At 65.4% G+C, this 25,626-nt stretch carries 25 protein-coding genes and 1 pseudogene; 10 read left to right on the top strand and 16 right to left on the bottom strand.

Going from position 1 to position 25,626, the window contains the following annotated elements:
- The first annotated feature begins 1 nt into the window (after position 1).
- Positions 2 to 1,360, top strand: a complete 1,359-nt coding sequence (locus J7302_RS07155; protein ID WP_251701888.1) for a hypothetical protein — start codon at positions 2 to 4, stop codon at positions 1,358 to 1,360.
- A 49-nt stretch (positions 1,361 to 1,409) separates the two neighbouring features.
- On the opposite strand, the gene J7302_RS07150 is transcribed toward J7302_RS07155, so the two are convergent.
- Positions 1,410 to 2,804: a NorM family multidrug efflux MATE transporter gene (locus J7302_RS07150; RefSeq protein WP_215372259.1), complete on the bottom strand. Its 1,395-nt coding sequence runs from the start codon at positions 2,802 to 2,804 to the stop codon at positions 1,410 to 1,412.
- Between the two features lie 138 nt (positions 2,805 to 2,942).
- On the opposite strand from J7302_RS07150, the gene J7302_RS07145 reads away from it, so the two are divergent.
- The gene (locus J7302_RS07145; protein WP_215372257.1) at positions 2,943 to 3,860 is read left to right on the top strand and encodes a LysR substrate-binding domain-containing protein; all 918 of its coding nucleotides are present in this window, start codon (positions 2,943 to 2,945) and stop codon (positions 3,858 to 3,860) included.
- Here J7302_RS07145 and J7302_RS07140 read toward each other — a convergent pair.
- The 3 genes and pseudogenes from J7302_RS07140 to J7302_RS07130 all read right to left on the bottom strand — a co-directional run bounded on the left by J7302_RS07140 (position 3,857) and on the right by J7302_RS07130 (position 7,955).
- Entirely contained in the window at positions 3,857 to 4,672 is an 816-nt protein-coding gene (locus J7302_RS07140) for a TlpA disulfide reductase family protein (protein ID WP_215372255.1), read from the bottom strand. The genes J7302_RS07145 and J7302_RS07140 overlap by 4 nt on opposite strands.
- 164 nt (positions 4,673 to 4,836) lie before the next feature.
- Positions 4,837 to 6,335 (bottom strand): annotated as a pseudogene (locus J7302_RS07135) (BCCT family transporter).
- 123 nt (positions 6,336 to 6,458) lie between these two features.
- On the bottom strand, positions 6,459 to 7,955 hold the full coding sequence (locus J7302_RS07130; protein WP_215372253.1) for a YifB family Mg chelatase-like AAA ATPase: 1,497 nt from the start codon (positions 7,953 to 7,955) through the stop codon (positions 6,459 to 6,461).
- A gap of 164 nt (positions 7,956 to 8,119) precedes the next feature.
- Between J7302_RS07130 and J7302_RS07125 the strand changes: the two genes are divergently transcribed.
- Positions 8,120 to 9,070, top strand: a complete 951-nt coding sequence (locus tag J7302_RS07125; RefSeq protein WP_215372251.1) for a LysR family transcriptional regulator — start codon at positions 8,120 to 8,122, stop codon at positions 9,068 to 9,070.
- On the opposite strand, the gene J7302_RS07120 is transcribed toward J7302_RS07125, so the two are convergent.
- The 6 genes from J7302_RS07120 to J7302_RS07095 all read right to left on the bottom strand — a co-directional run bounded on the left by J7302_RS07120 (position 9,052) and on the right by J7302_RS07095 (position 15,978).
- Complete coding sequence (locus tag J7302_RS07120; protein WP_215372249.1) at positions 9,052 to 9,732, bottom strand: TetR/AcrR family transcriptional regulator; 681 nt, start codon at positions 9,730 to 9,732, stop codon at positions 9,052 to 9,054. The genes J7302_RS07125 and J7302_RS07120 overlap by 19 nt on opposite strands.
- Before the next feature lie 154 nt (positions 9,733 to 9,886).
- Positions 9,887 to 11,038 carry an acyl-CoA dehydrogenase family protein gene (locus tag J7302_RS07115; protein ID WP_215372247.1) on the bottom strand — a complete coding sequence of 384 codons (1,152 nt, stop codon included), beginning with the start codon at positions 11,036 to 11,038 and terminating at the stop codon, positions 9,887 to 9,889.
- Positions 11,039 to 11,107: 69 nt separating this feature from the next.
- The gene (mmsB, locus tag J7302_RS07110; RefSeq protein ID WP_215372244.1) at positions 11,108 to 12,004 is read right to left on the bottom strand and encodes a 3-hydroxyisobutyrate dehydrogenase; all 897 of its coding nucleotides are present in this window, start codon (positions 12,002 to 12,004) and stop codon (positions 11,108 to 11,110) included.
- Positions 12,005 to 12,127: 123 nt separating this feature from the next.
- Positions 12,128 to 13,639: a CoA-acylating methylmalonate-semialdehyde dehydrogenase gene (locus J7302_RS07105; RefSeq protein WP_215372242.1), complete on the bottom strand. Its 1,512-nt coding sequence runs from the start codon at positions 13,637 to 13,639 to the stop codon at positions 12,128 to 12,130.
- A gap of 90 nt (positions 13,640 to 13,729) precedes the next feature.
- Positions 13,730 to 15,433: an AMP-binding protein gene (locus J7302_RS07100; protein ID WP_215372239.1), complete on the bottom strand. Its 1,704-nt coding sequence runs from the start codon at positions 15,431 to 15,433 to the stop codon at positions 13,730 to 13,732.
- 284 nt (positions 15,434 to 15,717) lie between these two features.
- Positions 15,718 to 15,978 carry an accessory factor UbiK family protein gene (locus tag J7302_RS07095; RefSeq protein ID WP_215372237.1) on the bottom strand — a complete coding sequence of 87 codons (261 nt, stop codon included), beginning with the start codon at positions 15,976 to 15,978 and terminating at the stop codon, positions 15,718 to 15,720.
- A gap of 409 nt (positions 15,979 to 16,387) precedes the next feature.
- On the opposite strand from J7302_RS07095, the gene glnK reads away from it, so the two are divergent.
- The 4 genes from glnK (at position 16,388) to sutA (ending at position 19,031) form a co-directional block, all read left to right on the top strand.
- The gene (gene glnK, locus J7302_RS07090) at positions 16,388 to 16,726 is read left to right on the top strand and encodes a P-II family nitrogen regulator (protein WP_003457590.1); all 339 of its coding nucleotides are present in this window, start codon (positions 16,388 to 16,390) and stop codon (positions 16,724 to 16,726) included.
- A 34-nt stretch (positions 16,727 to 16,760) separates the two neighbouring features.
- Positions 16,761 to 18,077, top strand: coding sequence for an ammonium transporter (locus J7302_RS07085; protein WP_215372235.1), 1,317 nt, complete (start codon positions 16,761 to 16,763; stop codon positions 18,075 to 18,077).
- A 131-nt stretch (positions 18,078 to 18,208) separates the two neighbouring features.
- Positions 18,209 to 18,634 (top strand): secondary thiamine-phosphate synthase enzyme YjbQ, encoded by a 426-nt coding sequence (locus tag J7302_RS07080; RefSeq protein ID WP_215372233.1) that lies wholly within the window; start codon positions 18,209 to 18,211, stop codon positions 18,632 to 18,634.
- Between the two features lie 76 nt (positions 18,635 to 18,710).
- Positions 18,711 to 19,031: a transcriptional regulator SutA gene (gene sutA / locus J7302_RS07075; RefSeq protein WP_215372231.1), complete on the top strand. Its 321-nt coding sequence runs from the start codon at positions 18,711 to 18,713 to the stop codon at positions 19,029 to 19,031.
- A 221-nt stretch (positions 19,032 to 19,252) separates the two neighbouring features.
- On the opposite strand, the gene J7302_RS07070 is transcribed toward sutA, so the two are convergent.
- Genes J7302_RS07070 through lptM form a run of 6 tightly spaced genes read right to left on the bottom strand, consistent with a single transcriptional unit; the run spans position 19,253 to position 23,831 of the window.
- Positions 19,253 to 19,957: an HAD family hydrolase gene (locus tag J7302_RS07070; RefSeq protein ID WP_215372228.1), complete on the bottom strand. Its 705-nt coding sequence runs from the start codon at positions 19,955 to 19,957 to the stop codon at positions 19,253 to 19,255.
- Positions 19,954 to 20,853 (bottom strand): tyrosine recombinase XerC, encoded by a 900-nt coding sequence (xerC, locus tag J7302_RS07065; protein ID WP_215372226.1) that lies wholly within the window; start codon positions 20,851 to 20,853, stop codon positions 19,954 to 19,956. The genes J7302_RS07070 and xerC overlap by 4 nt, the downstream gene beginning before the upstream one ends.
- 30 nt (positions 20,854 to 20,883) lie before the next feature.
- Complete coding sequence (locus J7302_RS07060; RefSeq protein WP_215372224.1) at positions 20,884 to 21,591, bottom strand: DUF484 family protein; 708 nt, start codon at positions 21,589 to 21,591, stop codon at positions 20,884 to 20,886.
- Positions 21,588 to 22,418 (bottom strand): diaminopimelate epimerase, encoded by an 831-nt coding sequence (dapF, locus tag J7302_RS07055; RefSeq protein WP_215372221.1) that lies wholly within the window; start codon positions 22,416 to 22,418, stop codon positions 21,588 to 21,590. Before dapF ends, J7302_RS07060 begins: the two co-directional genes overlap by 4 nt.
- A gap of 10 nt (positions 22,419 to 22,428) precedes the next feature.
- Complete coding sequence (gene lysA / locus J7302_RS07050; RefSeq protein ID WP_215372220.1) at positions 22,429 to 23,676, bottom strand: diaminopimelate decarboxylase; 1,248 nt, start codon at positions 23,674 to 23,676, stop codon at positions 22,429 to 22,431.
- A 14-nt stretch (positions 23,677 to 23,690) separates the two neighbouring features.
- The gene (gene lptM, locus J7302_RS07045) at positions 23,691 to 23,831 is read right to left on the bottom strand and encodes an LPS translocon maturation chaperone LptM (protein WP_151138324.1); all 141 of its coding nucleotides are present in this window, start codon (positions 23,829 to 23,831) and stop codon (positions 23,691 to 23,693) included.
- Positions 23,832 to 23,991: 160 nt separating this feature from the next.
- On the opposite strand from lptM, the gene J7302_RS07040 reads away from it, so the two are divergent.
- The 3 genes from J7302_RS07040 to J7302_RS07030 are packed head-to-tail and all read left to right on the top strand — an operon-like array spanning position 23,992 to position 25,562.
- Complete coding sequence (locus J7302_RS07040) at positions 23,992 to 25,035, top strand: AraC family transcriptional regulator (protein WP_215372487.1); 1,044 nt, start codon at positions 23,992 to 23,994, stop codon at positions 25,033 to 25,035.
- 10 nt (positions 25,036 to 25,045) lie between these two features.
- Positions 25,046 to 25,378 carry an iron donor protein CyaY gene (cyaY, locus tag J7302_RS07035; RefSeq protein ID WP_215372217.1) on the top strand — a complete coding sequence of 111 codons (333 nt, stop codon included), beginning with the start codon at positions 25,046 to 25,048 and terminating at the stop codon, positions 25,376 to 25,378.
- Positions 25,359 to 25,562 (top strand): DUF1289 domain-containing protein, encoded by a 204-nt coding sequence (locus tag J7302_RS07030; protein ID WP_215372215.1) that lies wholly within the window; start codon positions 25,359 to 25,361, stop codon positions 25,560 to 25,562. The genes cyaY and J7302_RS07030 overlap by 20 nt, the downstream gene beginning before the upstream one ends.
- Positions 25,563 to 25,626 lie beyond the last annotated feature (64 nt).

Here is a 25,626-nt window from a genome sequence, read left to right as displayed (position 1 = left end):
CATGTCCGATTCCACCGATCTGCCGGCGTGCACCGCCATCACCGAGTCTTTGCCCGCGGCCGTGCAGTCGGCCTTCGCCGAGGTGTCGGTGCAGGCCCTGAACAGCCGGTGCTTCTGCATCGGCCTGGACGAGCAGGCACTGCGCGCGGCGCTGGAGACGCACCTGGGGCTGCCGGGGGTGTATGAGTTGGTGCGCGAGCGCTGCCCTTACCTGTTCGCCAGTCATCCGGTGTTCGTTGCGCCGGCTGAGCTGACGCGAATGACTGATGTGGTTCGCGCCGCAGAGGCTGCCATAGCCCTGCCGGCCTATCGCGAAGAGGTGCTGGCCAGGGCGCCGGCCATCGCTCGGATGGCGATGGGGCCGCGCGGGGTGTTTTTTGGCTACGACTTCCACCTGGATGGCGATGCCTTCGGCCTGATCGAGATCAACAGCAATGCCGGCGGTGCGCTGCTCAATGCGGTCCTGGCAAGGGCGCAGCGCGCCTGCTGTCCCGCAATCGAGCAACTGTTGCCGCCCACGGGACGGGCCGAGATGCTGGAGGCGGCGATCCTCGCCATGTTCCGCCGCGAGTGGGCGCTGGCCGGGCAGGCGAGGCCGCTGGCAAGTATCGCCATTGTCGATGCGGCGCCGGCACAGCAATACCTTTACCCGGAGTTCCTGCTGTTCCAGCAATTGTTCCAGGGGCACGGCCTGCAAGCGGTGATCGCCGATCCGACCGACCTGGAATTGCGCGAAGGGCGCCTGTGGTGCGGCGAGCTGGCCATCGACCTGGTCTACAACCGGCTGACCGATTTCGCCCTCGACGAGGCAGCCAATGCCGTGCTGCAGCAGGCCTATCTACAGCGCGCGGTCGTGCTCACACCGCACCCGCAAAGCCATGCGCTGTATGCCGACAAGCGCAACCTGGCGCTGCTGGGCGATAGTGGTTTCTTGCGCCGTGCCGGGCTGCCGGCAGCCGAGGCCGAGGTCTTGGCGGCTGCCATCCCGCATACCGAGGTGGTAACGCCAGAGGATGCCGAGCGCCTGTGGCAGGAGCGGCGGCGCCTGTTCTTCAAGCCGCGCGGGGGATACGGCAGCCGCGCAGCCTATCGTGGCGACAAGCTGACTCAGCGGGTCTGGCAGGACATCCTCGCCGGCGATTTCGTGGCGCAGGCCTTGGTGCAACCCGGCCAGCGCGTGATGGCAAATGCCGGCCCGGCACTGAAGTTCGATCTGCGCAATTACGCCTATCTGGGCGAGGTGCAGTGGGTGGCGGCGCGGGTCTATCAGGGCCAGACCACCAATTTCCGCACCCCCGGTGGCGGCTTCGCTCCGGTTTATCCGGCCCCCGCGACAGGCTGCGGGCCGGGCTGCGCGTAGCGTCGGCACGAATGGCCATGCGCAAGCCTTCCATGGAGCAGAACCGCACCTAACTCGCCCTGCAGATGTTTTTTTCAGTGGCATCCGCTGCCGGCCGCAGTAGCCGCGCTGTCTTCCATTCGAAGCCCAGCGTCAGGCTAACCGCCGCGCAAGCCAGGCCCAGTGCCAGGCCCCACCAGACGCCCTCGGCGCCCCAGCCAAGCGGGAAGGCCAACATCCAGGCTGCGGGCGCGCCCACCAGCCAGTAACAGCCGAGGCCGACAAGGAACGTGGTCTTGGCATCCTTCAGTCCACGGATTGCGCCCATGGCAATGGTCTGGGTGCCGTCGAACAGCTCGAACCAGGCGGCCACCGCCAGCAGGCTCACGGCCAATTGCACCACTTCCTGATACTCCGCCGCCTCATGATCGAGGAACAACCCGACCACCCATTCCGGCGCCAGCCAGAACAGCCCGGCGAAGGCCAGCATGCAGCCGGCGCCGAAACCAATGCCCAGGCGCCCGGCGTGGCGGGCATCCTCCAGTCGGCCCGCGCCGTACTGCTGGCCGATACGGAACGTCACCGCGTAGGAAATCCCCACTGGCACCATGAAGGCCACGTACACCGACTGGATGGCGATCTGGTGTGCCGCCAGCTGGGTGCTGCCCAGGGCACCCATGCACAAGGCAGCAAAGGCGAACAGGCCGGATTCCACCGCATAGGTGCCGCCGATCGGCAGCCCGAGGCGCAGCAATTCCTTCAGTGCCTCGCGGGACGGGCGCAGCAGGCCGCGCGCGAGCGGGTAGGCGGCGTAGATGGGGTTTCGCACGATGTGCCAAGCGAGCAGGAGGGCCATGGCGTTCATCACCATCGCCGTGACCAGGCCGATACCGGCCAGCCCCAGACGCGGCAGGCCGAACAGGCCGTGGATCAGCGCGTAGTTGAGAAGGAAGTTGGCCAACGCGCCACCGATGCTGATGGCCATCACCGGCCCCGGCCGGCCGATGGCGCTGGTGAAGCCGCGTAGGGCCATGAAGGCGAGGTAGCCGGGCAGGGCGAACACCAGCGTGGAGAGGAACTGGGTGGCACCGGTGACGCTGTCCGGCGCTTGGCCGAAGGCCAGCAGGATGGGCCCCAGGTTCCACAGCAGAATGCCGGCGCCCAGCGCCATGCCGCCTGCCAGCCACAGGCCGGATTGGGTCAGCCGCACCGCGCCGAGGGTATCGCTCGCTCCATGGCGGATCGCCACCAGGTTGCCGACGGCGGCAATCACCCCGACACAGAAGATCGACACGAAGGAGTAACTGGCCGCGCCCAACCCTCCGCCTGCGAGCGCTTCAGGCCCGATCAGGCCCATCATCACGGTATCGGTGAACACCATCAGCACATGCGCCAACTGGGCGGCGATCAGCGGGCCGGCCAGGCGGAGGATCGCCAGGAGTTCGTTGCGCAAGTTCTGTGGCATGAGTAACGCTCACTTCCAAGGTGCCTTGGCCGCTTCCTGCGACCAACTGAGGGACATTTAATTTTCCTGGGCTTGAAGCGACGGCACAAAAGGAAAAAAATGATGCCATTCATGAGTCAAACTCATAGGTAAACGAACATGTCGCGCCGCCTTCCTCCGCTTTATGCCTTGCGCGCCTTCGAGGCCGCCGCCCGCCATGCCTCTTTCACGCGCGCCGCCGAGGAGTTGGCCATCACCCAGAGTGCGGTCAGCCGCCACATTCGCACCCTGGAGGAGCACTTTTCCTGCCGCCTGTTCGAGCGTCAGGGGCGCAATCTGCAACTGACCGAGCCGGCGCGCATGCTCTTACCCGGCCTGCGCGATGGCTTCGATGCCCTGGAGCGCGCCTGCACGACGCTGCGGGTCGACGATGCCACCCTGCGCCTCAAGGCGCCCTCGACCCTGACCATGCGCTGGTTACTCTCGCGCCTCAGCCGCTTTCGCTACCTCAACCCCGATGTCGAGGTGCAGCTCACCAGCGCCTGGATGGATGTGGATAAGGTGGATTTCCAGCACGAGCCCTTCGATTGCGCGGTGTTGCTCAGCGACGGCCACTTCAATCAGGACTGGGAGGTGACCCTGCTGTTCAGTGAATGGCTGATCCCGGTGTGCGAGCCTTCGCAGGCGGTCGAGCCCTGGAGCCTGGAACGTCTGCAGCAGACCGAGCTGCTGCACCCGACGCCGGACCGCCGTGACTGGCGCAAGTGGTTGCAGCGCATGGAGCTGGGTGATCAGGTGTCGCTCAAGGGCGGCCAGGTGTTCGACACCCTGGAGCTGGGGATAGTCGCCGCGACCCGCGGCTATGGCGTTTCCATTGGCGATCTGGTGATGGTGGCCGAGGACGTGGCCCTGGGACGCATCGGTCTGCCCTGGCCCACCGCAGTGGCCAGCGGTGAGAGTTACTACCTGGTCTGGCCCCGCGCCCGCAGCGGCCAGGACCGCTTGCGCCGGTTGCGGGATTTCCTGCAGGCAGAGGTGACCTCCCTGGTGCTGCCAGCGGTGGAACTGTTGGGCTAGCGCCCGGCGGGATCGGGGAACTGGCGCAGCCCATGCGCCAGGGTCGCGGCTGAGAGCTCGCCCATGTGGCTGTGCTGCAAGCGGCCCTGGGCATCGTAGAACAGCGTTGTTGGCAGACCAGATGAGCCGGTGGCTTGGCCCAGGCGGTTGCCGCTGTCGAGCAGCACATCGCTGGGCTTCAAGCCCTGCACGGTTAGGAAGCGGGCCACCGCTTCGGCGTGCTCCCCCTGGTTCACCAGCACGAAGCGCACCTCGGGATGGTTTCGCTGGGCGGCTTCCAGCACCGGAATTTCGCGTCGGCACGGCGGGCACCAGGTGGCCCAGAGGTTCACCACCAGCGGCCGGCCGTCCAGATCGTGCAGGGCGATCGGGTTACCGTGCAGGTCGTGCAGGGTCAGCTCGGGCAACTGCCGACCCTGGTCGAGGGCCGAGAGGATAGCGCTGGCGCAGCCCCAGAGCAGGCCGCCCACAGTCAGGGCGATGGCCAGCGGACGGCGCAAGACCGGTGAGCGCCAGGCCAGCACGGCGCCGATCGCCGCCGCTGCCAGTACGCCCGGCCAGGGCTTGAAACCGCCATCGCGGATATCCAGCAGGCCCATGGGCACTGCTGCGTACTGCTCGAAGTAGCGCGCGACGAATGTCAGGCGTGCCACCAGCAGGCCGCCAAGTAGCATGGCGAACAGCGCCGCCTCGGGATTGGCCTTGCGTTTGCGCCCGGCCAGCCAGCCGCTGAACAGCGCGGCGAAGAAGCCCAGGTACAGCAGGGCGTGCGGCGTGGGAATGGCGAGGGGGCCTAGGGTGAAGCTGGTCATGCCGGTTTCCGCTGGAAAAGCCGCCGAGTATCGCAGCCTGGCGCGAGCAGGCCAGCGTCAGGCTGTGGATAAATGTTTCGGCCTGGCGCTGAGCTGAGCGAAGCCCAACGGGTTGCGTGCAAGCCCATGGGGCGGCGTTGCCGCCCTTGTTGGGCTTCGCTGGCTCAGCGCACCACATGCAGGAAGTGCAGGTGCTTCTCGTACTGGTCGAGCAGGTCGCCGATCACTTCCTCGCGGCTCCAGCCCATCACGTCGTAATCCTGCCCGCCTTCGCGCAGGTAGACCTCGGCGCGGAAGTATTTGCGCGCATCGCTGCTCTCATCGTTGTTGTCGCGGGGGGCGAAGCGCGGCAGGAGGAAGGTGCGAGGACGCACCTCGTAGCTGAAATCCACATCCGCGCCGTGCCCGACGGTGAGCTTGCAGCGACCATCTGCGCCGTTCTTCACCTGCACCTCGTAGCCCTGCTTGCGTAGCTCCTCGGCTACTTCATCGCAGGCAGGCTGCACCACTTCGCCGATGAACCGGGTGACGTGGGTACGGCGCGAGAACATCAGGATGTTGCGCAGGCGCCGCTGCCAGCCACCTTGCTGGCGATGGGCGGGGCGAGAGAGGTTCAGCGCCTGGTAGCGGATGCCGCGCTTGGTGGCATCGCGGTGCAGGGCCTTGAGCAGTCCCCAGGTCGCGGCCAACAGCACCATTGCAAAGGGCAGGGCACTGGCGATGGTGGCGGTCTGCAGGGCCTTGAGGCCGTCGGCCAGCAGCAGGGCCATGGCCACCACGCCGATCAGGATCGACCAGAACAGGCGCTGCCAGAGCGGCGTGTTCTCGCGCCCGCCGGAGGCCAGCATGTCCACCACACCGCCACCAGCGACAGCAGCGATGCGAAGGGGAACTGCTCGAGGAAGACAAACAGCGCCAGCGAGCTATCCCGGGCGACAGTCTCGCTAAGGCCCGTCAGGCCTTGGTGGAGCACCATGTGGATGGCTGTATCGCCGAATACCGTCATCCACAGCAAGGTGAAGCCGGCCGGGACGAAGAGCACGCCACAGACAAATTCGCGGATGGTGCGACCACGGGAGATGCGGGCGATGAACAGCCCGACGAAAGGCGACCAGGACAGCCACCAGCCCCAATAGAGCGCCGAGCGCAGGGTTAGCGGCAAGTCATGGCGGAAGCAGAAGTAGGCCAGGATCAGCGCGACAATGGCGTAGATCGCCCAGGCATGCAGGCCCCAGTGGAAGAATGTGAGCTTCATCGCCTCCTTCGCGGCGGCCACCGTGTTGGCATCGCCCACTGGTGGGTTGGCATAGTGCATCAGCGGTTCGGCGACGCCGAAGAACATCAGGCCGATGCCCATGCCTGTGGAAAACAGCATGGCGAACCAGGTGCGGTTGCGGTAATCGGGCTGGCTATGGTCGGGGCCAAGCTTGATGTCGCCGAAGCGGCTGATGGCCAGGAAGACCACGGTGATAAGGATCAACGCCACGCTCAGGACATAGAACCAACTGGCGTTGACCACGATCCAGTCCTGGATGTGAACGAACAGCGTCTGAGCCTGTTCCTGGGCCAGGGTGCTGAACAGGACCAGGGCGATGATGAGCAGGGAGGAGCCGAAAAAGACCGGCGGGTTGAGGGTGGATTGCGAAGACGAACGTGCCTCCATTGAGCTAGCTCTCCTTGTAATCGGATGGCCGCCAAGGGCGGAAGGCGCAGCAACCTAGCACATTCGATAGAGCCAATCTCTTGTTGTTTGTCTCCTGATAGCTTTGTTGGTGATCCGTTCGTTTCACACCTGCGGCTCCGGACGGTATTGCAGTGCCTCGGCCAAGTGGGGCCGGCCTATGCTCGTGGTCTGTTCCAGGTCTGCCAGGGTGCGTGCCACCTTGAGGATGCGGTGGGCCGCGCGCAGCGACAGGTTGAGGCGCTCGCAGGCGCTTTCCAGCCATACGCGGTCCTGCTTGGCCAGGACGCAGTGCAGGCGCAGTCCCTTGAGGTCGAGGAAGGCATTGGCGCAGCCCTGGCGCTGGAGTTGCACGCGGCGGGCCCGGGCGACTTCGGTGGCGGCCTCGAGGCTGCTGGGACCGTTTTGGGCGACGGGCTCCAGGGCGGTGACCTCGCGGGCGACGGTCAGGTGCAGGTCAATCCGGTCGAGCAGCGGCCCGGAGAGCTTGGCACGGTAGCGCTGGATCTGGTCCGGTGAGCAGCGGCAGCGCCCACCGGGGTCACCGAGATATCCACAGGGGCAGGGGTTCATCGCCGCGACGAGTTGGAAGCGTGCCGGGAAGCGCACCTTGTCATGGGCGCGTGCAATCACGATCTCGCCGCTTTCCAGCGGTTCGCGCAGCACTTCCAGGACCTTGCGGTCGAACTCCGGCAATTCGTCGAGGAACAGCACGCCCTGATGCGCCAGGGTGATTTCGCCCGGTTTCGGTCGGCTGCCGCCCCCCACCAACGCCGCCCCCGAGGCGCTGTGGTGCGGGTGACGGAAGGGGCGCTGGGGCCAGGCTTGCAGCGGAGCGTGACTGGCCACCGAGTGGATGGCCGCCACTTCCAGCGCTTCGTCTTCCTCCAGGGGCGGCAGCAGGCCGGGGAGGCGGCTGGCCAGCAAGGTCTTGCCGGTGCCGGGTGGACCGCAGAACAGTAGATTGTGCGATCCGGCGGCGGCCACCAGCAGGGCACGTTTGGCCGATGCCTGGCCTTGAACGTCGGCGAGGTCGGGATAGGGTGGTCGTTCCTGCACCAGCCCCTGGGCCTGGTAAGGCGCCAGTGGGGTGTGGCCGGCGAAGTGCGCAGTCAGTTCCAGCAGGTGTCCGACCGCCAGTACGTTCAGGCCGCTGGCGAGGCTGGCTTCCTCGGCGTTTTCTCGCGGCACCACCAGGGTGCGTCCTGCTGCGCGGGCAGCCAATGCCGCTGGCAGCACGCCCTGCACTGGGCGCAGGGTACCGGAAAGGGCGAGCTCGCCTAGGCATTCCACCTGCTCCAGGCTTGCGGCTGGGAGTTGGCCGCTGGCGGCGAGCACGCCGAGGGCAATGGCCAGGTCGAAGCGGCCACCGTCCTTGGGGAGGTCGGCAGGGGCCAGGTTGAGGGTGATGCGCCGGGGTGGGAAATCGAAGCCGCTATTGAGAATGGCGCTGCGCACGCGGTCCTTGCTTTCTTTCACCGCCGCTTCCGGCAGGCCGACCAGGGCCAGCGAGGGCAGGCCGTTGGCCAAGTGCGCCTCGACGGTCACGGATGGGGCTTCAACGCCGACCTGGGCGCGGCTGTGGACAATGGCCAGGGACATGATCACTCCTTGATCGATCGACAACCGCTTCCTGCGGCTGGTCGCAGGAGTCTAGGGAGACCCGAGGGCCTGAGTCCAGCCTGTGGTCCGGGTGGCCCGGTCGAGACGAGACGCGTATAAGTAGGCGTATTTCCACTGGCGATGCCTAACAAAGCCTGCTGATCATGCAAAAAAGCACGAATCAAGAACGCCTGAACTGGGACGACATGCGCTTTTTCCTCGAAGTGGCACGGATCCGTACGGCCAGCGGCGCGGCCCGGCGCCTGGGTGTCGACTACACCACGGTGTCGCGGCGCATCCGGGCGCTGGAGCAGAGCCTGGGTGCCTTGCTGTTCGAAAAATCGCGGTCGGCGGGGTTCGTGCTCACGATCGAAGGCCAGCGCATGCTGAGCTATGCCGAAACCTTGGAGAGCACCCTGCAGGCAGCTTGCGAGCAGGTTTCCGGAGCTGGGCTGGAGCTGTCTGGGCACGTGCGTATCGGCTGCACCGAGGGCTTTGGATCCTGTTTCGTCACGCCACACATGAGCCGCTTCCAGGATCGCTATCCGCATATCTCGCTGGATATCCTGCCGGTGCCGCACTTCGTCAGCCTGTCGCGGCGCGAGGCGGACATCGCCATCACCCTGGAGCGTCCAGAACGCGGGCCCTATGTCTGCTCCAAGCTCTGCGACTACCGCCTGCGCCTGTACGCCACGCCGGAGTACCTGGCCAACCACGCGCCGATCCGCAGCCGGGATGACCTCGTCGGCCATCCGTTCATTTCCTACGTCGAGGACTTGGCGTTCAGCTCCAAGCTGCTCTACCTCAATGACCTGGTGCCCGGTGCCCAGCGCCAGCTGCGCAGCACCAGCGTGATCGCCCATTACCATGCCGCACTGGAAGGACGGGCGCTGGCTGTCCTGCCGTGCTTCCTCGCCTGCCCGGACCCGCGTCTGCGCGAAGTGTTGCCGGACGAGGTGGAGGTGGTCCGGCAGTTCTGGATCTACTACAGCGAGGATTTGCGCAAGCTCAAGCGCATCAGCCTGGTGTCGGAGTACCTGAGGGCCTGCGTCGAGCTCAACCAGCCGCTGCTGATGGGCGAGTCGACGTCGATGGCCTACTTGCCCGCGGCCTGAGTGACCGGGTCTGCCACGCGCCGGGTGGCCAGGAGCACCCCGCGCAGCGAGCCCATCACCATTTCGCGCAGCAACTCGAGCCGCACTCTGGCGTCTGTCGGGGTGTCGCCCACCGAGGCCGGTAATTGGTTGAGCTGGGAGACGATGCCTGCCACGGCGGCTCGCCTGACCGCGCAGGCAGGCTCGCCGGTGAGCTGCTCCAAGGTAACTTCCAGCACGGTTTCGTAGCGTTGGCGCAGCGATTGGATCCGCGCCTGGTGTTCGCTGCCGAGGCAGTGCAGGTCGTACTCCGCCAGGCGGAAATAGGCGCCCATGCTCTCATGCAGTTGCAGATGGGCCTCCACCAGGCGCGGCAGCCGCGCGGCCGGCGAGGACTCCCGTCGGGCCAGCAGCAGCGCGCCCTGCAGCAGGTTCTCGTAAAGCTCCTCGATCAGCTCGAAAAGCAGCGCTTCCTTGCTTTCGATGTGGTGGTAGATGGAGCCGGCGCGAATCCCCAGGAAGTCGGCCAGGTCGCGCATGCTGACGCGGCTGAAGCCGCAGCGGGCGAATAGCTCCAGAGCCTTGGTGCGGGTCTCCTGGTAGCGCGCGTGGGCGCCGTCGGCGGAGGCCGCCCGTCCAGGTCGGTGGGCTGTTGGTGGCGAGATGTGCAGGGCGGTAGGCATGAATGCCGGACCTCCATCGATGGTGCTGCTTCGAACGGTGCATTCCAGCCCGGACGATGACGCCTCGGGCGCTGGCCTACCACGTCCCCGCCGCTCTTTTTGATGGAGCGTTTTGGCCAATGCGCGGGTGCTGGTCGGGCACCCGCGAACACGATCAGAGCGCGTAGTTGGCCAGTTCGCGGGCGATCAGCAGCCGCTGGATTTCGCTGGAGCCCTCGTAGATCTGGGTGATGCGCGCATCGCGGTAATAACGCTCCACCGGGAAGTCCTCCAGGTAGCCATAGCCGCCATGAATCTGCAGGGCGCTGGAGCAGACCTTCTCTGCCATTTCCGAGGCGAACAGCTTGGCCTGCGAAGCCTCGCTCAGGCAGGGCAGGCCGGCGCTCTTCAGGCGGGCAGCATGTAGGATCAGTAGGCGTGCGGCATTCAGCCGAGTGTGCATGTCGGCGAGTTGGTTGGCGATGCTCGGGTGTTCGATGATCGGCTTGCCGAACTGCACGCGTTCACGGGCGTAGCCGAGGGCCGCCTCGAAGGCTGCGCGGGCGATGCCGAGAGCCTGGGCGGCAATGCCGATGCGACCGCCTTCCAGGTTCGACAGGGCGATGGCCAGGCCCTTGCCGCGCTCGCCCAGCAGGTTCGCTTCGGGGATGCGGCAGTCGGTCAGGGTCACCGCGCAGGTGTCCGAGGCGCGGATGCCCATCTTGTGTTCGGTACGTTCGACCTGGAAGCCGGGCGTGCGGGTGGGCACCAGGAAGGCTGAGAGACCTTTCTTGCCCAGCGTCGGGTCGGTCACCGCGAAGACGATGGCGAGCTCGGCGCGTTTGCCGTTGCTGACGAACTGCTTGGTGCCGTTGAGCACCCACTGGCCGTCGCGCAGTTCGGCCTGGGTGCGCAGGTTGTGGGCCTCGGACCCGGCCTGCGGCTCGGTGAGGCAGAAGCAGCCGATGGCCTGGCCGGAGGCCAGGCGGGGCAGCCAGGTGTCCTGCTGCTGCGAGGTGCCGTACTTGAGCAGAGGACCGCAGCCGACCGAGTTGTGGATGCTCATCAGTGCGCCGAGGGCGCCGTCGCCGGCGGAGATTTCTTCCACGGCCAGGGCGTAGGCCACGTAGTCGGTGTAGCTGCCGCCCCAGGCGTCCGGCACCACCATGCCGAGCAGGCCCAGATCGCCCATCTGCATCACCACCGAGTCGTCGATCCAGCCGGCCTTTTCCCAGGCCTGGGCCTTGGGCGCGACTTCGCTGCGGGCGAAGTCCCGGGCCATGTCGCGGATCATGCGTTGTTCTTCGGTGAATTCGATATCGAGCATTACAAGAGTCTCCTGCCGGCTATTGCGGTTGTGCGTGGGCGCCCCGGCTGCCCGGGGCGGCTTGTGGGCTCAGGCCTCGGGGTCCCGGCGGTACAGATTGATGATTGCGGAGAAGTCCAGGCCGCCGTGGCCCTGCAGGCTGAAGCTCTGGTACAGCTGCTGGGCGGCGGCGCCGAGGATCACCGGCTGGTGCGCGTGGCGTGCTGCTTCGGTGGCCAGGCCCAGGTCCTTGAGCATCAGGTCGCTGCCGAAACCGCCGCTGTAGCCGCGTGAGGCGGGGGCGTTTTCCAGCACACCGGGGAAGGGGTTGTTGATCTCCGAGCTCCAGCAGCGGCCACTGGAGGTGTTGATGATGCCGGCCAGAACCTTGGCGTCCATCCCCAGGGCAACACCCAGGGCCATGGCCTCAGCCACACCGACCATGGAAATGCCGAGCAACATGTTGTTGGCGATCTTGGCCACCTGACCGTTGCCCGTGTCGCCGCAGTGCACGATGTTCTTGCCCATGGCGGCGAGCAGCGGCTGGGCTTGGTCGAAGGCGCTGTCGGGGCCGCCGACCATGAAGGTCAGGGTGCCGGCCGTGGCACCACCGGTGCCGCCGGAGACAGGGGCGTCGAGCATCGGGTTGCCTTGGGCGGTGGCCAGCTTGGCGACTTCCCGGGCGCTCAGTGGGTCGATGGTGGAACTGTCGATCAGCAGCACGCCCGGGCGGACGTTGGCCAGCAGGCCATCCTGACCGAGGTAGACGTGCTTCACGTGGGCGGCCGCCGGCAGCATGGTGATGATCGCCTCGACCGGTGCGCGGGCCACGTCGGCGGGGGATGCGACAGACTTGGCGCCCGCCTCCACCAGGCCGGCGACCGCTTGGCTCGAGGGGTCGAAGACGGTCAGCGCGTGGCCGGCCTTGAGCAGGTTGCGGGCCATGGGGCCGCCCATGTTGCCGAGGCCGAGAAAGCCGATATTCATGGTTGTCCTCGCTTGAATCTGGATTGGGGGTTCTGCTGCGGTTCGCCTGGCCGTAGGCGCGAGCTTGCTGGCGAAGCGTTGTGGGCATTCGCGAGCAAGCTCGCTCCTACAAGGGCAATGGCGTTACTTGAGGGTGATGGTGGTATTCACCGCACCGCCGACTTCGTCTTCGTCGAACCAGCGTTGGGTCACGGTCTTGGTCTGGGTGTAGAACTGCACCACCTGCTTGCCGTACGGCCCGAGGTCGCCGAGCTTGGAGGCGCGCGAGCCGGTGAAGGAGAACAGCGGGACCGGTACCGGGATCGGTACGTTGATGCCCACCTGGCCGACGTCGATCTCTTCCTGGAAGTGGCGGGCTGCAGCTCCAGAGCGAGTGAACAGGGCGGTGCCGTTGCCGTTGGGATTGGCGTTGATCAGGGCGATGGCCTCGTTCATGGTCGCGGCGTGCATGACGCAGAGCACCGGGCCGAAGACTTCCTCGCGGTAGATGCTCATCTCGGCGGTGACGCCATCGAAGATGGTCGGGCCGACGAAGTTGCCCTGGGCGTAGCCGCTGACCTCGGGGTTGCGGCCATCCAGCACCAGGCGCGCACCTTCGCGCTCACCGGTGGCGATCAGGCTGCTGACGCGGTCCAGTGCGGCGCAGGAAATCACCGGGCCGACATCGGCGCCCGGCTCGACGCCGGCACCGATCTTCAGCGACTTGGCCTTCTCCACCAGCTCTGGCAGCCAGGCCTGCGCCTCACCCACCAGGATCACCACCGAGAGCGCCATGCAGCGCTGACCGGCGGCGCCAAACGCGGCACCGGCGAGGTTGTTGAGGGTCTGCTGCTTGTTGGCGTCGGGCAGCACGATGGCGTGGTTCTTCGCGCCCATCATGCACTGGGCACGTTTGCCGTTGAGGGTAGCGCGGTTGTAAACGTGGGTGCCGACCTTGGTCGAACCGACGAAGGACACGGCCTTGATGTCCGGGTGGTCGCACAAGAGGTTTACCGCGTCGGCGCCACCGTGGATGACGTTGAGCACGCCCGGCGGTACCCCGGCTTCCAGCGCCAGTTCCACCAGGCGCATGGTGACCATGGGGTCCTGCTCGGAGGGCTTGAGGATGAAGGTATTACCGGTAGCGATGGCCATCGGGAACATCCACAGGGGGATCATCGCCGGGAAGTTGAACGGGGTGATGCCGGCGCACACGCCCAGCGGTTGCAGCAGGGTGTAGGTGTCGACGCCGCCGGCGACGTTGTTGGCCAGCTCACCCATCTGCAGGGTGCCGATGTTGGCGGCGTGTTCCACCACTTCCAGGCCGCGGAAGATGTCGCCTTCGGCATCCGGCAGGGTCTTGCCCTGCTCAGCGGTGAGGATGGCCGCCAGTTCCTTCATGTTCTCGCGGATCAGCTGTTGGTACTTGAGGAAGATGCGCGCGCGGGCGCCGATCGGGGTCTTGCGCCAAGTCTTGAAGGCTTCCTTGGCGCTAGCCACGGCGGCGTTCATTTCCTCGGTGGTGGCGAAGGGGACACGGGCCAGCACTTCCTGGGTGGCCGGGTTGACGACATCGCGCCACTGGCTGGTGCGCGATTCGACGAATTCGCCGTTGATGAGCAGCTTGACGCTGGGAATGGCGTTGGAGGTGGTCATGTTCGAGTCCTGCTTGCAGTCAGTGGGTCGAGAGGGGCCCCTCGGGCGTAAGCCCGAGTAGTCGAGGGTTTGTGTGGGAGCCCAGCCGGTTCAGGCCTTGAGCTGGGGGAAGTCGTCTTCGAAATACTCGTAGAGCCCGCGCTGGCCGCCCTGGCGCCGTTGCACTTCCATTTGCCGAAGCTCCACGCGGCGGATCTTCCCGGAGATGGTCTTGGGCAGTTCGCTGACGAACTCGATGCGCCGCACCCGCTTATACGGCGCCAGGTGCTCACGAGCGAAGGCGAGAATGGCACCTGCCAGCTCCGGCCCCGGCACCTGGTCGTGGCCGAGGATCAGATACGCCTTGGGCACCGCCAGACGGACTGGATCAGGGCTGGGAACGATGGCCACTTCCATCACGGCCGGGTGCTCGATCAGGGCGCTTTCCAGTTCGAAAGGACTGATGCGGTAATCGGAAGCCTTGAACACATCGTCGGCGCGGCCAACGAAGGTGATGTAGCCCTCGCCGTCGATGGCTGCGGTGTCGCCGGTGCGGTAATAACCATCGCGCATGACTTCGGCGGTCTTCTCCGGGCTGTCTTCGTAGCCGAGCATCAGGCCGAGCGGGCGCGGTGCCAGGGGCAGTGCCACCTCGCCTTCGCTGGCTGGCCGGCCGTCCGGGTCCAGCAGGGTGACGCGATAGCCTGGCAGCGGCCGGCCCATGGAGCCGGGCTTGAGCACCTGGCCCGGGGTATTGCCGATCAGCGCAGTGGTTTCCGACTGGCCGAAACCGTCGCGCAGCAGCAGGCCCCAGGCCGCCTGGACCTGTTCGATGATCTCCGGATTGAGCGGCTCACCGGCGCCTACCAGCTCGCGCAGGCGCAATCGTCCACGGTAGCTGGCCAGGTCTTCCTGGATCAGCATCCGCCAGACAGTCGGCGGCGCGCACAGACTGTTGATGCCGTAACGCTCCAGTACCCGGAGCAGCGCGGGGGCGCTGAAACGTGCGGTGTTGTGGATGAATACGCAGGCGCCGGCATTCCACGGGGCGAAGAAGCAGCTCCATGCGTGCTTGGCCCAGCCCGGTGAAGAAATGTTCAGGTGCAGGTCGCCGGGTTGCAGGCCGATCCAGTACATGGTTGAGAGGTGGCCGACCGGGTAGCTCTGGTGGCTGTGCAGCACCATCTTCGGCTTGGAGGTGGTGCCCGAGGTGAAGTAAAGCAGCAGCGGGTCGCTGGCCAGCGTGATGCCCTCTGCCTGGAACTCTGCGGGGTAGTTGCGCGCGGCAGCGTGCTCGGCCCAGCCGATGGTGGGCTGCCCCACGCAGATGCGGGTGCAGCCTTCGGCGAGGCCGTCGAACTTGTCCAGGTGGTCGCCGCCGACCACAAGGTGGCGGACATCGCCACGCTCGATGCGATCGCGCAGGTCGTCCGGGGTGAGCAGCGCCGTGGCGGGAATCACCACGGCGCCGAGCTTGAAGGCCGCCAGCATGGTTTCCCATAGGGCGATGTGGTTGCCCAGCATCAGCAGGATGCGCTCGCCGCGCTTCACACCCAGCGCGCGCAGGTGGTTGGCGACGCGGTTGGAACGCTCGGACAGCTGCTGGAAGCTGTAGTGCTGCTCTTCGCCGTTCTCCTCCACTATCCACAGGGCGCGAGCCTGGTTGCCACGGGCCATGGCGTCGAAATAATCCAGCGCCCAGTTGAATTCGTGCAGTTCTGGCCAGCGAAAGTCGCGCGTGGCGGTGGTGTAGTCGGTGCGATGCTTGAGCAGGAAGTCCCGGGCGTCCAGGAAGCTCTGGCAGGTGCGGGTCATGGTGGGAGCCCTTTTTATTGTTGTCCGACGTGCCTGGTCCGAGGGGCGACCAAGCGGGTTGGGCTCGAGTATAGGTGGGCGTTAATTAGGTAAGAATGCGCAAAAAAACCGGAGCGTTGTGCAAAAAAATACTAGGGAGGGCGGCCAGGACTCGGTCAGGTCCGCGGTATTGCGGGGGGGCAGGGATGAGGCGGGAGGGGACGTGTAGGGCGCACGCCGAGCAGGCGCGAGGGTGTTCGCGCCTGCACTGGCTGTTTCAGCAACGCGATCGGTGGCCGCGTCGATCACTCGGTGGGCGGGTTCAGCTTGGCTTCCAGCTCCGCGACCTTGGCTTCCAGGGCTTCGAGTCGCGCACGGGTGCGGGCGAGCACGACCATCTGGCTGTCGAACTCGTCGCGGCTGACCAGATCGAGCTTGCTGAATGCGCTTTGCAGCAGGACCTTGAACTGAGCCTCGAACTCGGCGCGGGGCAGCGGGCTGTCACCGCTGAACAAGCGCGAGGCGTGGGTGGCGAGGGTATCGAGCAGGGCTTTGGGCGGCAGCATGGTGATTGTCCAGAGATGATTGGGTGGCAGTTTATCACGCGCTCCGTGCTGGGGAGTTCGAGCCTGGCAGTGCACGATTTTTGAGCAATGCACGATGGTGCACTGCACCGATTTCGTGCACCGCATACAGGGCAATCCTGCGCCAGATAGGGCATCCGGCCACTATCTGTTTGAAAAATAGAGGGTTGTGCCGAGCTGGCAAGCTTTCTGCTTGGTGCAAGGCGACGCATGCATCGGATGCAGTTCCGGTGCGCCGGGCGAGGCGGGGGAATGTTTCGCCAGACGCGGATGGTTGGCGTCGGGTGCCGTGCGAGGGCGGACCGACGCGTTACAAAGCCAGACACTGCGCTTAGACTTGAGCCGGGTTCGTTTTTCCTGGGGCAAGTCCACCAATACGGGAGAGAGTTTCATGAAGCTAGTCACTGCCATCATCAAGCCGTTCAAGCTCGACGACGTGCGCGAGTCGTTGTCTGAGATCGGCGTGCAGGGCATCACCGTGACCGAGGTCAAGGGTTTCGGCCGCCAGAAGGGTCACACCGAGCTGTACCGTGGAGCGGAGTACGTCGTCGATTTCCTGCCGAAGGTGAAGATCGACGTGGCCATCGCCGACGACCAGCTGGATCGCGTCATCGAAGCCATCACCAAGGCCGCCAATACCGGCAAGATTGGTGACGGCAAGATTTTCGTCGTCAATCTGGAACAGGCTATCCGCATCCGTACCGGCGAAACCGGCACCGACGCGATTTAAGCCGCCGAACCCCAACGCCCCAGGAGAAAACAACATGACTCTGCGTAAGATCGCAGGGCTAGGAGCCCTTTTGTCCCTCGTAACCCCTGGCCTGGCCATGGCTGACGAGGTTGTGCTGAATAGCGGCGACACAGCGTGGATGATCGTTGCCACCGCATTCGTGCTGTTCATGACCATTCCCGGCCTGGCCCTGTTCTACAGCGGCATGGTGCGGTCCAAGAACGTTCTTTCGGTGATGATGCAGTGCTTCGCCATCACCGGCCTGATCAGCATCCTCTGGGTCGTCTACGGCTACAGCCTGACATTCGACACCACTGGCATGGAACAGGGCGTCGTCAACTTCAACTCCTTCATCGGCGGCCTGTCCAAGGCGTTCCTCAGCGGCCTTAACACCAGCAGCCTGGTGTACGCGGTGCCGGAGAGCGTCTTCATCACCTTCCAGATGACCTTCGCCATCATCACCCCGGCGCTGATCGTCGGTGCCTTCGCCGAGCGCATGAAGTTTTCCGCCATGCTGATCTTCATGGCCGTCTGGTTCACCCTCGTCTATGCCCCGATCGCCCATATGGTGTGGAGCGGTAATGGCGGCCTGATGTGGGACTGGGGCGTGCTGGACTTCGCTGGCGGCACCGTGGTGCACATCAACGCCGGTATCGCGGGCCTGGTGGCCTGCCTGGTGCTGGGCAAGCGCAAGGGCTACCCGACTACCCCGATGGCCCCGCACAACCTGGGTTACACCCTGGTCGGCGCCGCCATGCTGTGGATTGGCTGGTTCGGTTTCAACGCCGGCTCTGCCGTAGCCGCCAACGGCACCGCAGGCATGGCCATGCTGGTCACCCAGATCGCCACAGCTGCTGCTGCCCTGGGCTGGATGTTCGCCGAGTGGCTGACCCACGGTAAGCCGAGCGCGCTGGGCATCGCTTCCGGTGTGGTCGCCGGTCTGGTCGCCATCACCCCGGCTGCTGGTACTGCCGGTCCGATGGGGGCACTGATCATCGGCCTGGTGGCTGGCGTGGTCTGCTACTTCTGCGCCACCAGCCTGAAGCGCAAGCTGGGCTATGACGACTCCCTGGACGCCTTCGGCGTACACGGTATCGGTGGCATCGTCGGCGCCCTGCTGACCGGCGTGTTCGCGGCCCCGGCCCTTGGCGGCTTCGGTACCGTGGAGGACATCGGCGCGCAACTCTTCACCCAGTTCAAGGGTGTGGCCTTCACCGTGGCCTACACTGCCATCGTCACCTACGTGATCCTCAAGGTGCTGGATGTGGTCATTGGCCTGCGGGTCAATGAAGAGGCAGAGTCCGTCGGTCTCGACCTTGCCGAGCACAACGAGCGCGGTTACAACCTCTGATGCAGAACACCTTTCCCGCCGTCTGTCGGTAGGGAGATCGCAACAAAACAAAGGGCGCCGCAAGGCGCCCTTTGTTTTTTCATCCACCGCGCTAGAATGCCCGCCGAACGAGCCGAGACAGGCATTTGCGGATGTGGCAGCAGACCCTGATTACCTTGCGCCCGAGATCGCGTGGCTTCCATCTGGTCACTGACGAACTCCTCGAGGCGTTACCGGAACTGCGGCGCTGCCGCGTGGGTCTGTTGCACCTGTGGCTCCAGCACACCTCGGCTTCATTGACCGTCAATGAAAACGCGGACCCTGCTGTGCGGCGAGATTTCGAGCGTTTCTTCAATCGCCTGGTACCACAGGGCGAAAGCGGCTATGAACATGACTATGAAGGTCCGGATGATCTGCCGGCACACTTCAAGGGCAGCCTGCTGGGTTGCCAACTGAGTCTGCCGGTACAGGATGGACAGCTGGCGGTGGGGACATGGCAGGGAGTCTACCTGGGCGAGCATCGCGACCAGGGCGGTCCGCGACGGGTGTTGGCGACCCTCCACGGCGAGGCGAATTGATTTTTTTTCAGCGGCGTTAGAAAGCTGGCGCAGCTGGGCTATAACTAACCTGCTTTGGCAAGGCATGAGGTAGAACATGAGCGACGAAGAACTGGAACAAGACGAGCTGGAAGCGGCCGACGAGGACGACGGCGAGGAGCTGGCTGCTGCTGAAGACGGTGACAGCGACGACGATGGCGAGGTTGCTGCCCCTTCCTCCGGGAAGGGCAAGGCCAAGGCTGCAGTCGAAGTCGAAGAGTTGCCCAGTATCGAAGCCAAGCAGAAAGAGCGTGATGCGCTGGCCAGGGCGATGGAAGAATTCCTCGCGCGTGGCGGCAAGGTGCAGGAAGTCGAACCCAATGTGGTCGCCGACCCACCCAAGAAGCCGGACAGCAAGTACGGCAGCCGCCCGATCTGAGGCCGCCCCGTCGAAAAAGCCCGCCCTCCGGCGGGCTTTTTCATGGGTGAGCGGAGTCATTCGCGAAGCAGACTACAGCCTACCCTTGGCGGGCTGGGCAGGACTCCAGCTTCCCTCACCTTTCGCCCTCTCCCGGAGGGAGAGGGGAGCGCTCTGTGCTCCGGCAATTCGTTTCCTTGTGGGGGCAGATGCATTCTCCATGCATCCCGCAGCGCTTGCGTTCAGTGCCAGCGTGCCCAGCGCGCCAGGACGCTTGGTAGTTCGGCCAGGCTGTTGATCTCCGCATCCGGTAGACGATCGCCGGTCCAGATCTTTCCCTCGGGGTTGAACCAGATGGCGCGCAGGCCGGCGCCGCGGGCGCCCTCGATATCGTCGGCGGGATGGTCGCCGATATGCACCGCTTCCGCCGCGCCGACCCCTGCGCGGCGCACCGCCTCAAGGAAGGGCGTGGGGTCGGGTTTGCCAATGCCGAGCTCTTCGGCGCAAAGGGCGAACTGGAAGTAATCGGCCAGCCCCAGGCGGCGTACATCGGCATTGCCATTAGTGATGACGCCCAGGGCGTATTGGTTGGCCAGGCGCTCGAGGGTTGGCACGGTGTCGGGGTAGAAGGTGATGCGGTGGCGGGCGTGCAGCATCGCCTGGAAGGCGCCCTCGGCCAGGTCCAGCGCCTCGTCGGCGGGGTAGCCGACACCTTCCAGGGCGCGACGCAAGGTGCGCCGACGCAGCTCGCTGAGGCGGTGCCTAAGCGTGGGTTCGGCGGCCAGCACTTCGGCGCGAATGCCCCACAGGTGTTCCACAGGCAAGGCGCCCAAGGCTGGCGTGTGTTCCAGCAGCCAGTCGCGCATGGCTGTTTCGGCACCCTCGATGACCGGGCGGTTATCCCAGAGGGTGTCATCCAGGTCGAAGGTGATCAGCCGGATGCTCATTCGTCAGCTCCCCCCCGCCGCTTGGCCCTGGGATGGGCCTGGTCATAGACCGCGGCGAGGTGTTGGAAATCGAGGTGGGTGTAGATCTGCGTGGTGGAGATGTCCGCATGACCGAGCAGCTCCTGGACCGCGCGCAGGTCCTGGGAGGACTCCAGCATATGGCTGGCGAAGGAATGGCGCAGCATGTGCGGGTGCAAATGCTGGCCCAGTTCACGCACGCCGGCCTCGCGAACGCGCAGCTGCACCGCACGTGGAGACAAGCGTCGGCCCTGCTGGCTGACGAACACGGCCTGGTCCGCGGGGCGCGCGGATGCGCGGATCGGCAACCAGGTTTCCAGCGCCTCACGGGCCTTTCGTCCGACCGGTAGCTCGCGAACCTTGTTGCCTTTGCCGTGCACCCGTACCAGCCCTGCGGCGAGGTCCAGACCTTGCAGGTCGAGGCCCACCAGTTCGGACAGACGCAAGCCGGAAGAGTAGAAAAGCTCGAGCATGGCCTGGTCGCGGTGGGCGATGAAGTCGTCTTCCACGGCCCCCTCCAGCAGTTGTAGGGTGCGATCGGCATCCAGTGCCTTGGGCAGGCGGCGCGCGCCCTTTGGTGCAGCGATCCCGGCGGCGGGGTCGTGGCGGCAGCGGCCTTCGCGCATCAGGTAGCGGTAGAGACCACGGACCGCCGAGAGCAGGCGGGACAGGCTGCGGCTCGATTGCCCGTCCAGATGCAGGCGTGCGATGAAGCTGCGCAGGTTGCGCCCGTCCAATGCTGCCCATTCGTCAACGCCGGCCTTCTCGCTGAGCACCAGGACCTTCAGCAGGTCACGCTGGTAGCCGTCCAGGGTATGTGCCGAGACCTGGCGTTCGTTGCGCAGGTGGTGGAGGTAGGCATCCAGGTCGGCTTGCATGGGACTTCCTTGGGATGCGCGAGCCTCTGCTTATCTGACCGAGCGCAGGGGCATCGCGAAGCGCGGCAGGACCCGGGCCAGGACTTCGGCGATGTAACCGAGGAACAGGGTGCCCAGGGAACTCTTGTAGTGTTGCGGATCTGGGCTGCCAATTGCCAGCACCCCATGCATGCCCTGATGAGCGAGTGTGACCACGGCGGCGGAACCGACCTGACCGTGTTCATCGGCTCCGAACAGAAACTCCAGCTCGTGGCTGCGCAGCACGCCGCAAATGGTCTTGCCGCCGGTGAGCAGGCCGCCGATGCTCTGGTGGGCTTCGGCGGTGCTGACCCAGCGGCCTACCGGCAGGGCTGATTCGCTGAACAGGATCAGGCTGACGAAGGGCACTTGGAACTCATGGCGCAGGCTGTCCTGCACGGCACCGACCACTTCTTCGAGGCTACCGGCGTCGAGCAGATCGAGCACCAGGCGGCGGGTCTTGTCGAAGAGGCGATCATTCTCGCGAGCGACATCCATCAACTGCGAGAGGCGATGACGCATCTCGATGTTACGGTCGCGCAGCAGCTTGACCTGCCGCTCTACCAGCGACACCGCATCACCAGCTTGGTGCGGGATGCTCAGCTCGGGAATCAGCTCTTCGTGATGGACAAAGAACTCCGGGTGGTGGCGCAGGTACGCTGCCACCACTTCGGAATCAAGGTGATGCGGCTGTTCCTGTTCCTGGTGCTGATCGGTCATAGGCGTACTTGTCCTTCATACACGCGGACGGCGGGGCCAGTCATCATAACGGGGTGGCCAGGGCCTGCCCATTCGATGCACAACCGCCCGCCCGGCAGTTCCAGTTGCAGGGGGGAGTCCATCCAGCCTTGGCGAATCGCAGCCACGGCGGCGGCGCAGGCACCGGTGCCGCAGGCCTGGGTTTCCCCGGCACCGCGTTCCCAGACACGCAGCTTGGCGAATTTGCGGTCGACGATTTGCAGGAAACCGACATTCACCCGCTGCGGAAAGCGCGGGTGGTGTTCCAACTTCGGTCCCAGGCTGTGCACCGGGGCACTGGCGACGTCATCAACGCGCAGCACCGCATGGGGGTTGCCCATGGACACGGCCGCCAGTTCGACCATCTGGTCATCGACCTCGACCGGGTAGCTCAAGGCTTCGCCGTCGGCGATGAAGGGGATCTGCTGTGGCACCAGGCGGGGCGGACCCATGTCCACGGTCACCTGGCCATCGGGGCGAACGTCCAGTTCGATGATGCCACCCTTGGTTTCCACGCGGATGCGCTTCTTTACCGTCAGGCGCTTGTCGAGGACGAAGCGGGCGAAACAGCGGGCGCCGTTGCCACACTGTTCGACCTCCGAACCGTCTGAGTTGAAGATGCGGTAGCGGAAATCGACATCCGGATTGGTCGGTGCCTCGACGATCAACAGCTGGTCGAAGCCGATGCCGGTGTGGCGGTCGCCCCACTGCTTGGCGTGCTTGGGCTGGATATGGGCGTGCTGGCTGACCAGGTCGAGGACCATGAAGTCGTTGCCGAGGCCGTGCATCTTGGTGAAGCGCAATAGCATGGATGCGCCCTCACTGCGGCAGCAGGCTTTCGCCGGCGTAAAGGTCTTCGATCGTTTCGCGGCGACGGACCTCGAAGGCCTGTTCCCCATCCACCAGCACTTCGGCTGCTCGGCCGCGGCTGTTGTAGTTGGAACTCATCACGAAACCATACGCGCCAGCGGAACGGACCGCCAGCAGGTCGCCCTCGGCCAGCACCAGATTGCGCTCGCGGGCGAGGAAGTCGCCGGTTTCGCAGATCGGGCCGACCAGGTCGTAGAGACGTTCATCACCGGCATGCGGTTGCACCGGCACCACGTCCATCCAGGCGTCGTAGAGCGCCGGGCGGATCAGGTCGTTCATGGCCGCGTCGATCACGGCGAAATCCTTGTGTTCAGTGTGCTTGAGGTATTCCACCTGAGTCAGCAACACGCCGGCATTGGCGACGATGGAGCGACCGGGCTCGAGCAGCAGGGTCAGGTTGCGGCCGCCCAGGCGCTGGCGCACGGCGCGGATGTAGTCTTCTGGCTGCGGCGGTTGCTCGTCGCGGTAGCGCACGCCCAGGCCACCACCGAGGTCGAGGTGACGCACTGGGATACCGCGTTCGGCCAGACGGTCGATCAGTGCCAGGAGGCGGTCGAGGGCGTCGAGGAAAGGGGCCAGGCTGGTGAGCTGGGAGCCGATATGGCAATCGACGCCGATCACGTCCAGGTTCGGCAAAGTCGCGGCGTGGGCATACACGGCTTCCGCTTCGTCGACGGCGATGCCGAACTTGTTTTCCTTCAGGCCGGTGGCGATGTACGGGTGGGTGCCGGCGTCGACGTCCGGATTGACCCGCAGCGAAACCGGGGCCTTCACCTCCATGGCCGCGGCCACGTTCTGCAGGCGGTCCAGTTCGTTGCGTGATTCGACGTTGAAGCAATGCACGCCGGCCTCCAGGGCGCGGCGCATGTCGTCACGGCTCTTGCCGACACCGGAGAAAACGATTCGCTCAGCCTTGCCGCCAGCAGCGAGGACGCGCTCGAGTTCGCCGCTGGAAACGATATCGAAGCCGGCACCCAGGCGGGCCAGCACATTCAGCACGCCCAGGTTGGAGTTGGCCTTGACCGCGTAGCAGACCAGATGCGGCATACCGGCCAGCGCGTCGGCATAGGCCCGGTAACGGGCCTCGATCTGGGCACGCGAGTAGACATAGGTCGGCGTGCCGAAGCGGGCAGCGATATCGGACAGCGCTACGCCTTCCGCGAACAGCTCGCCGTCGCGGTAAGTGAAAGCGTCCATGGTGGCTCCCCCGGTTAGCGGATATACACGTCTTTCTGGTGTTCTTTCGCGGCTTTTTCGTCGTCCGGCAGGTAAAGCGGGCCTTTCTGGCCACAGCCGGCCAGCAGACAGGCAACGGCGAGCAGGGCGACGAAGGGGGCGTGCAGTCGCTTCATGACGGAATCCTTGCAGAAAACGTGAATTGTTTCGGAGTATACCGACCCCCCGACGCCTTGCCTATGCGCCGAAGCTCCCGCCGGACGTGGCTTGTGGGCATGTGTGGCTGGTCAGTCGGAGGCCTTGGCCGTAGCATTGTCAGCCATGAGTGGAATGCCCCTGGACACAGCCGCGCCCCTTGCCGGCTCAGTGTCGGTCGCCTACCTGCATGGCCTGCTGGACCATATGGACCAGTGCGGTGTCTCGTCCGCTGAAATGCTGGCGTACGTGCAACTGGCCCCGGCCGTCCTTGCCCAGCGGGACCAGCGCATTGCCGCCAGCGCGTACCTGGAGTTGCTGGCGCGGGCAGTGCGCCTGTCCGGTGATGAGAACCTTGGCCTGCATCTGGGCGAGGCGGTCCGCCCCGGCACCTACGGTGTGCTCGGCTACCTGCTGATGAGCTGCGCGACCCTGGCCGATGCCCTGCACCGCCAAGCGCGTTATGCAGCGCTGGTTGGTGACCTGGGGCGGGTGGACCTGGCCGACGAGCCGCCACGTGCCGGCCTGGAGTCGCAGGTGGCGCTCAGCTGGCAATCCTTGCTGCCCCAGCAGCGGCGCCAATTGGCGGAGGAGGCGCTGGCCGGCTGGGTGACCTTCGGCCGCTGGATCACCGGCCTGAATATCCCACCCACCGAAGTGCGTCTCCAGCACGCTGCGCCGGCAGACACCTCCGAGTACGCACGAATCTTTCGCTGCCCGGTGCTCTTCGGCCAGCCGGATAACGCCCTGGTTTTCCCCAAGCGGCTGCTGGCAACGCCTCTGGGGCAGGCCGACGCTCAGGTCAGGCGGATGCTTGACGGCTATGCCGAAGGCCTGCTGGCGCAACTGCGCCAGGGCGCTCACGTACTCGATCGTGCTCGTGAGCTGTTGGCCGGCCAGCTGTCCGGTCCTGGCGCGGACCTCGAGCGCCTAGCCGAGGCGCTGGAGCTGAGTCCGCGCACGTTGCAGCGCCGTTTGCGCGAGGCCGGGTTATCCTTCAGCCAGTTGGTGGACGAGACGCGCCAGCAACTGGTCCTGCACTATCTGCGTGACCCGGCCCTGGAACTGGCAGACATTGCCTTGCTGGTCGGCTTCAGTGAGCCAAGCTCGCTGGCCAGGGCCTTCCGGCGCTGGACCGGACAGCGCCTGGGCGAGTACCGTCGCCCGACTTCCCCTTTATCCTGAGGTAGCCCCGATGAGTTTGAGCGAAGCCCGTTTCCATGACCTGGTCGATGCCGTCCAGCAGAGCGTGGAAGACGTGTTCGATGATAGCGACCTGGACCTTGACCTGGAGAACAGCGGTGGCGTGCTGACCGTGCGCTTCGAGAACGGCACCCAGCTGATCCTCAGTCGCCAGGCCCCACTGCGCCAGCTCTGGGTGGCGGCCCGTTCGGGCGGTTTCCACTTCGATTACGACGAGGAAAGCGGCCTGTGGATCTGCGACAGCAGCGAAGAGCCCCTGGGCGAACTGCTGAGCCGCGTGACCAGCGAGCAGGCAGGTGAGTCGCTTGAGTTCGACGAACTCTGAGCCGGTCACCCCGGGCCGCCATCCGTCGCCCTGTGTCCGACGCTGCTGCCTGAATGACGCTGACGTCTGTGTGGGTTGTGGCCGCACGTTGGCCGAAATTTGCGAGTGGGGCCAGGCCAGCGAACAGCGGCGCCGGGAAATCTGCGGAGCTGCGCAGCAACGGTTGCATCCGTCCGTCAGCTGACTGGCCGGTATTGCCAACTGCCTTCACCCTGACGTAGTGTCGGGTCATCGAGGGCCAAGCCCTT

It is taken from the genome of Metapseudomonas boanensis (assembly GCF_018704125.1).
GTDB classification, from domain to species: domain Bacteria; phylum Pseudomonadota; class Gammaproteobacteria; order Pseudomonadales; family Pseudomonadaceae; genus Metapseudomonas; species Metapseudomonas boanensis.
The sequence above is the reverse complement of the archived record's forward strand: the minus strand, read 5'-3'. Positions and strand labels throughout refer to the sequence as shown.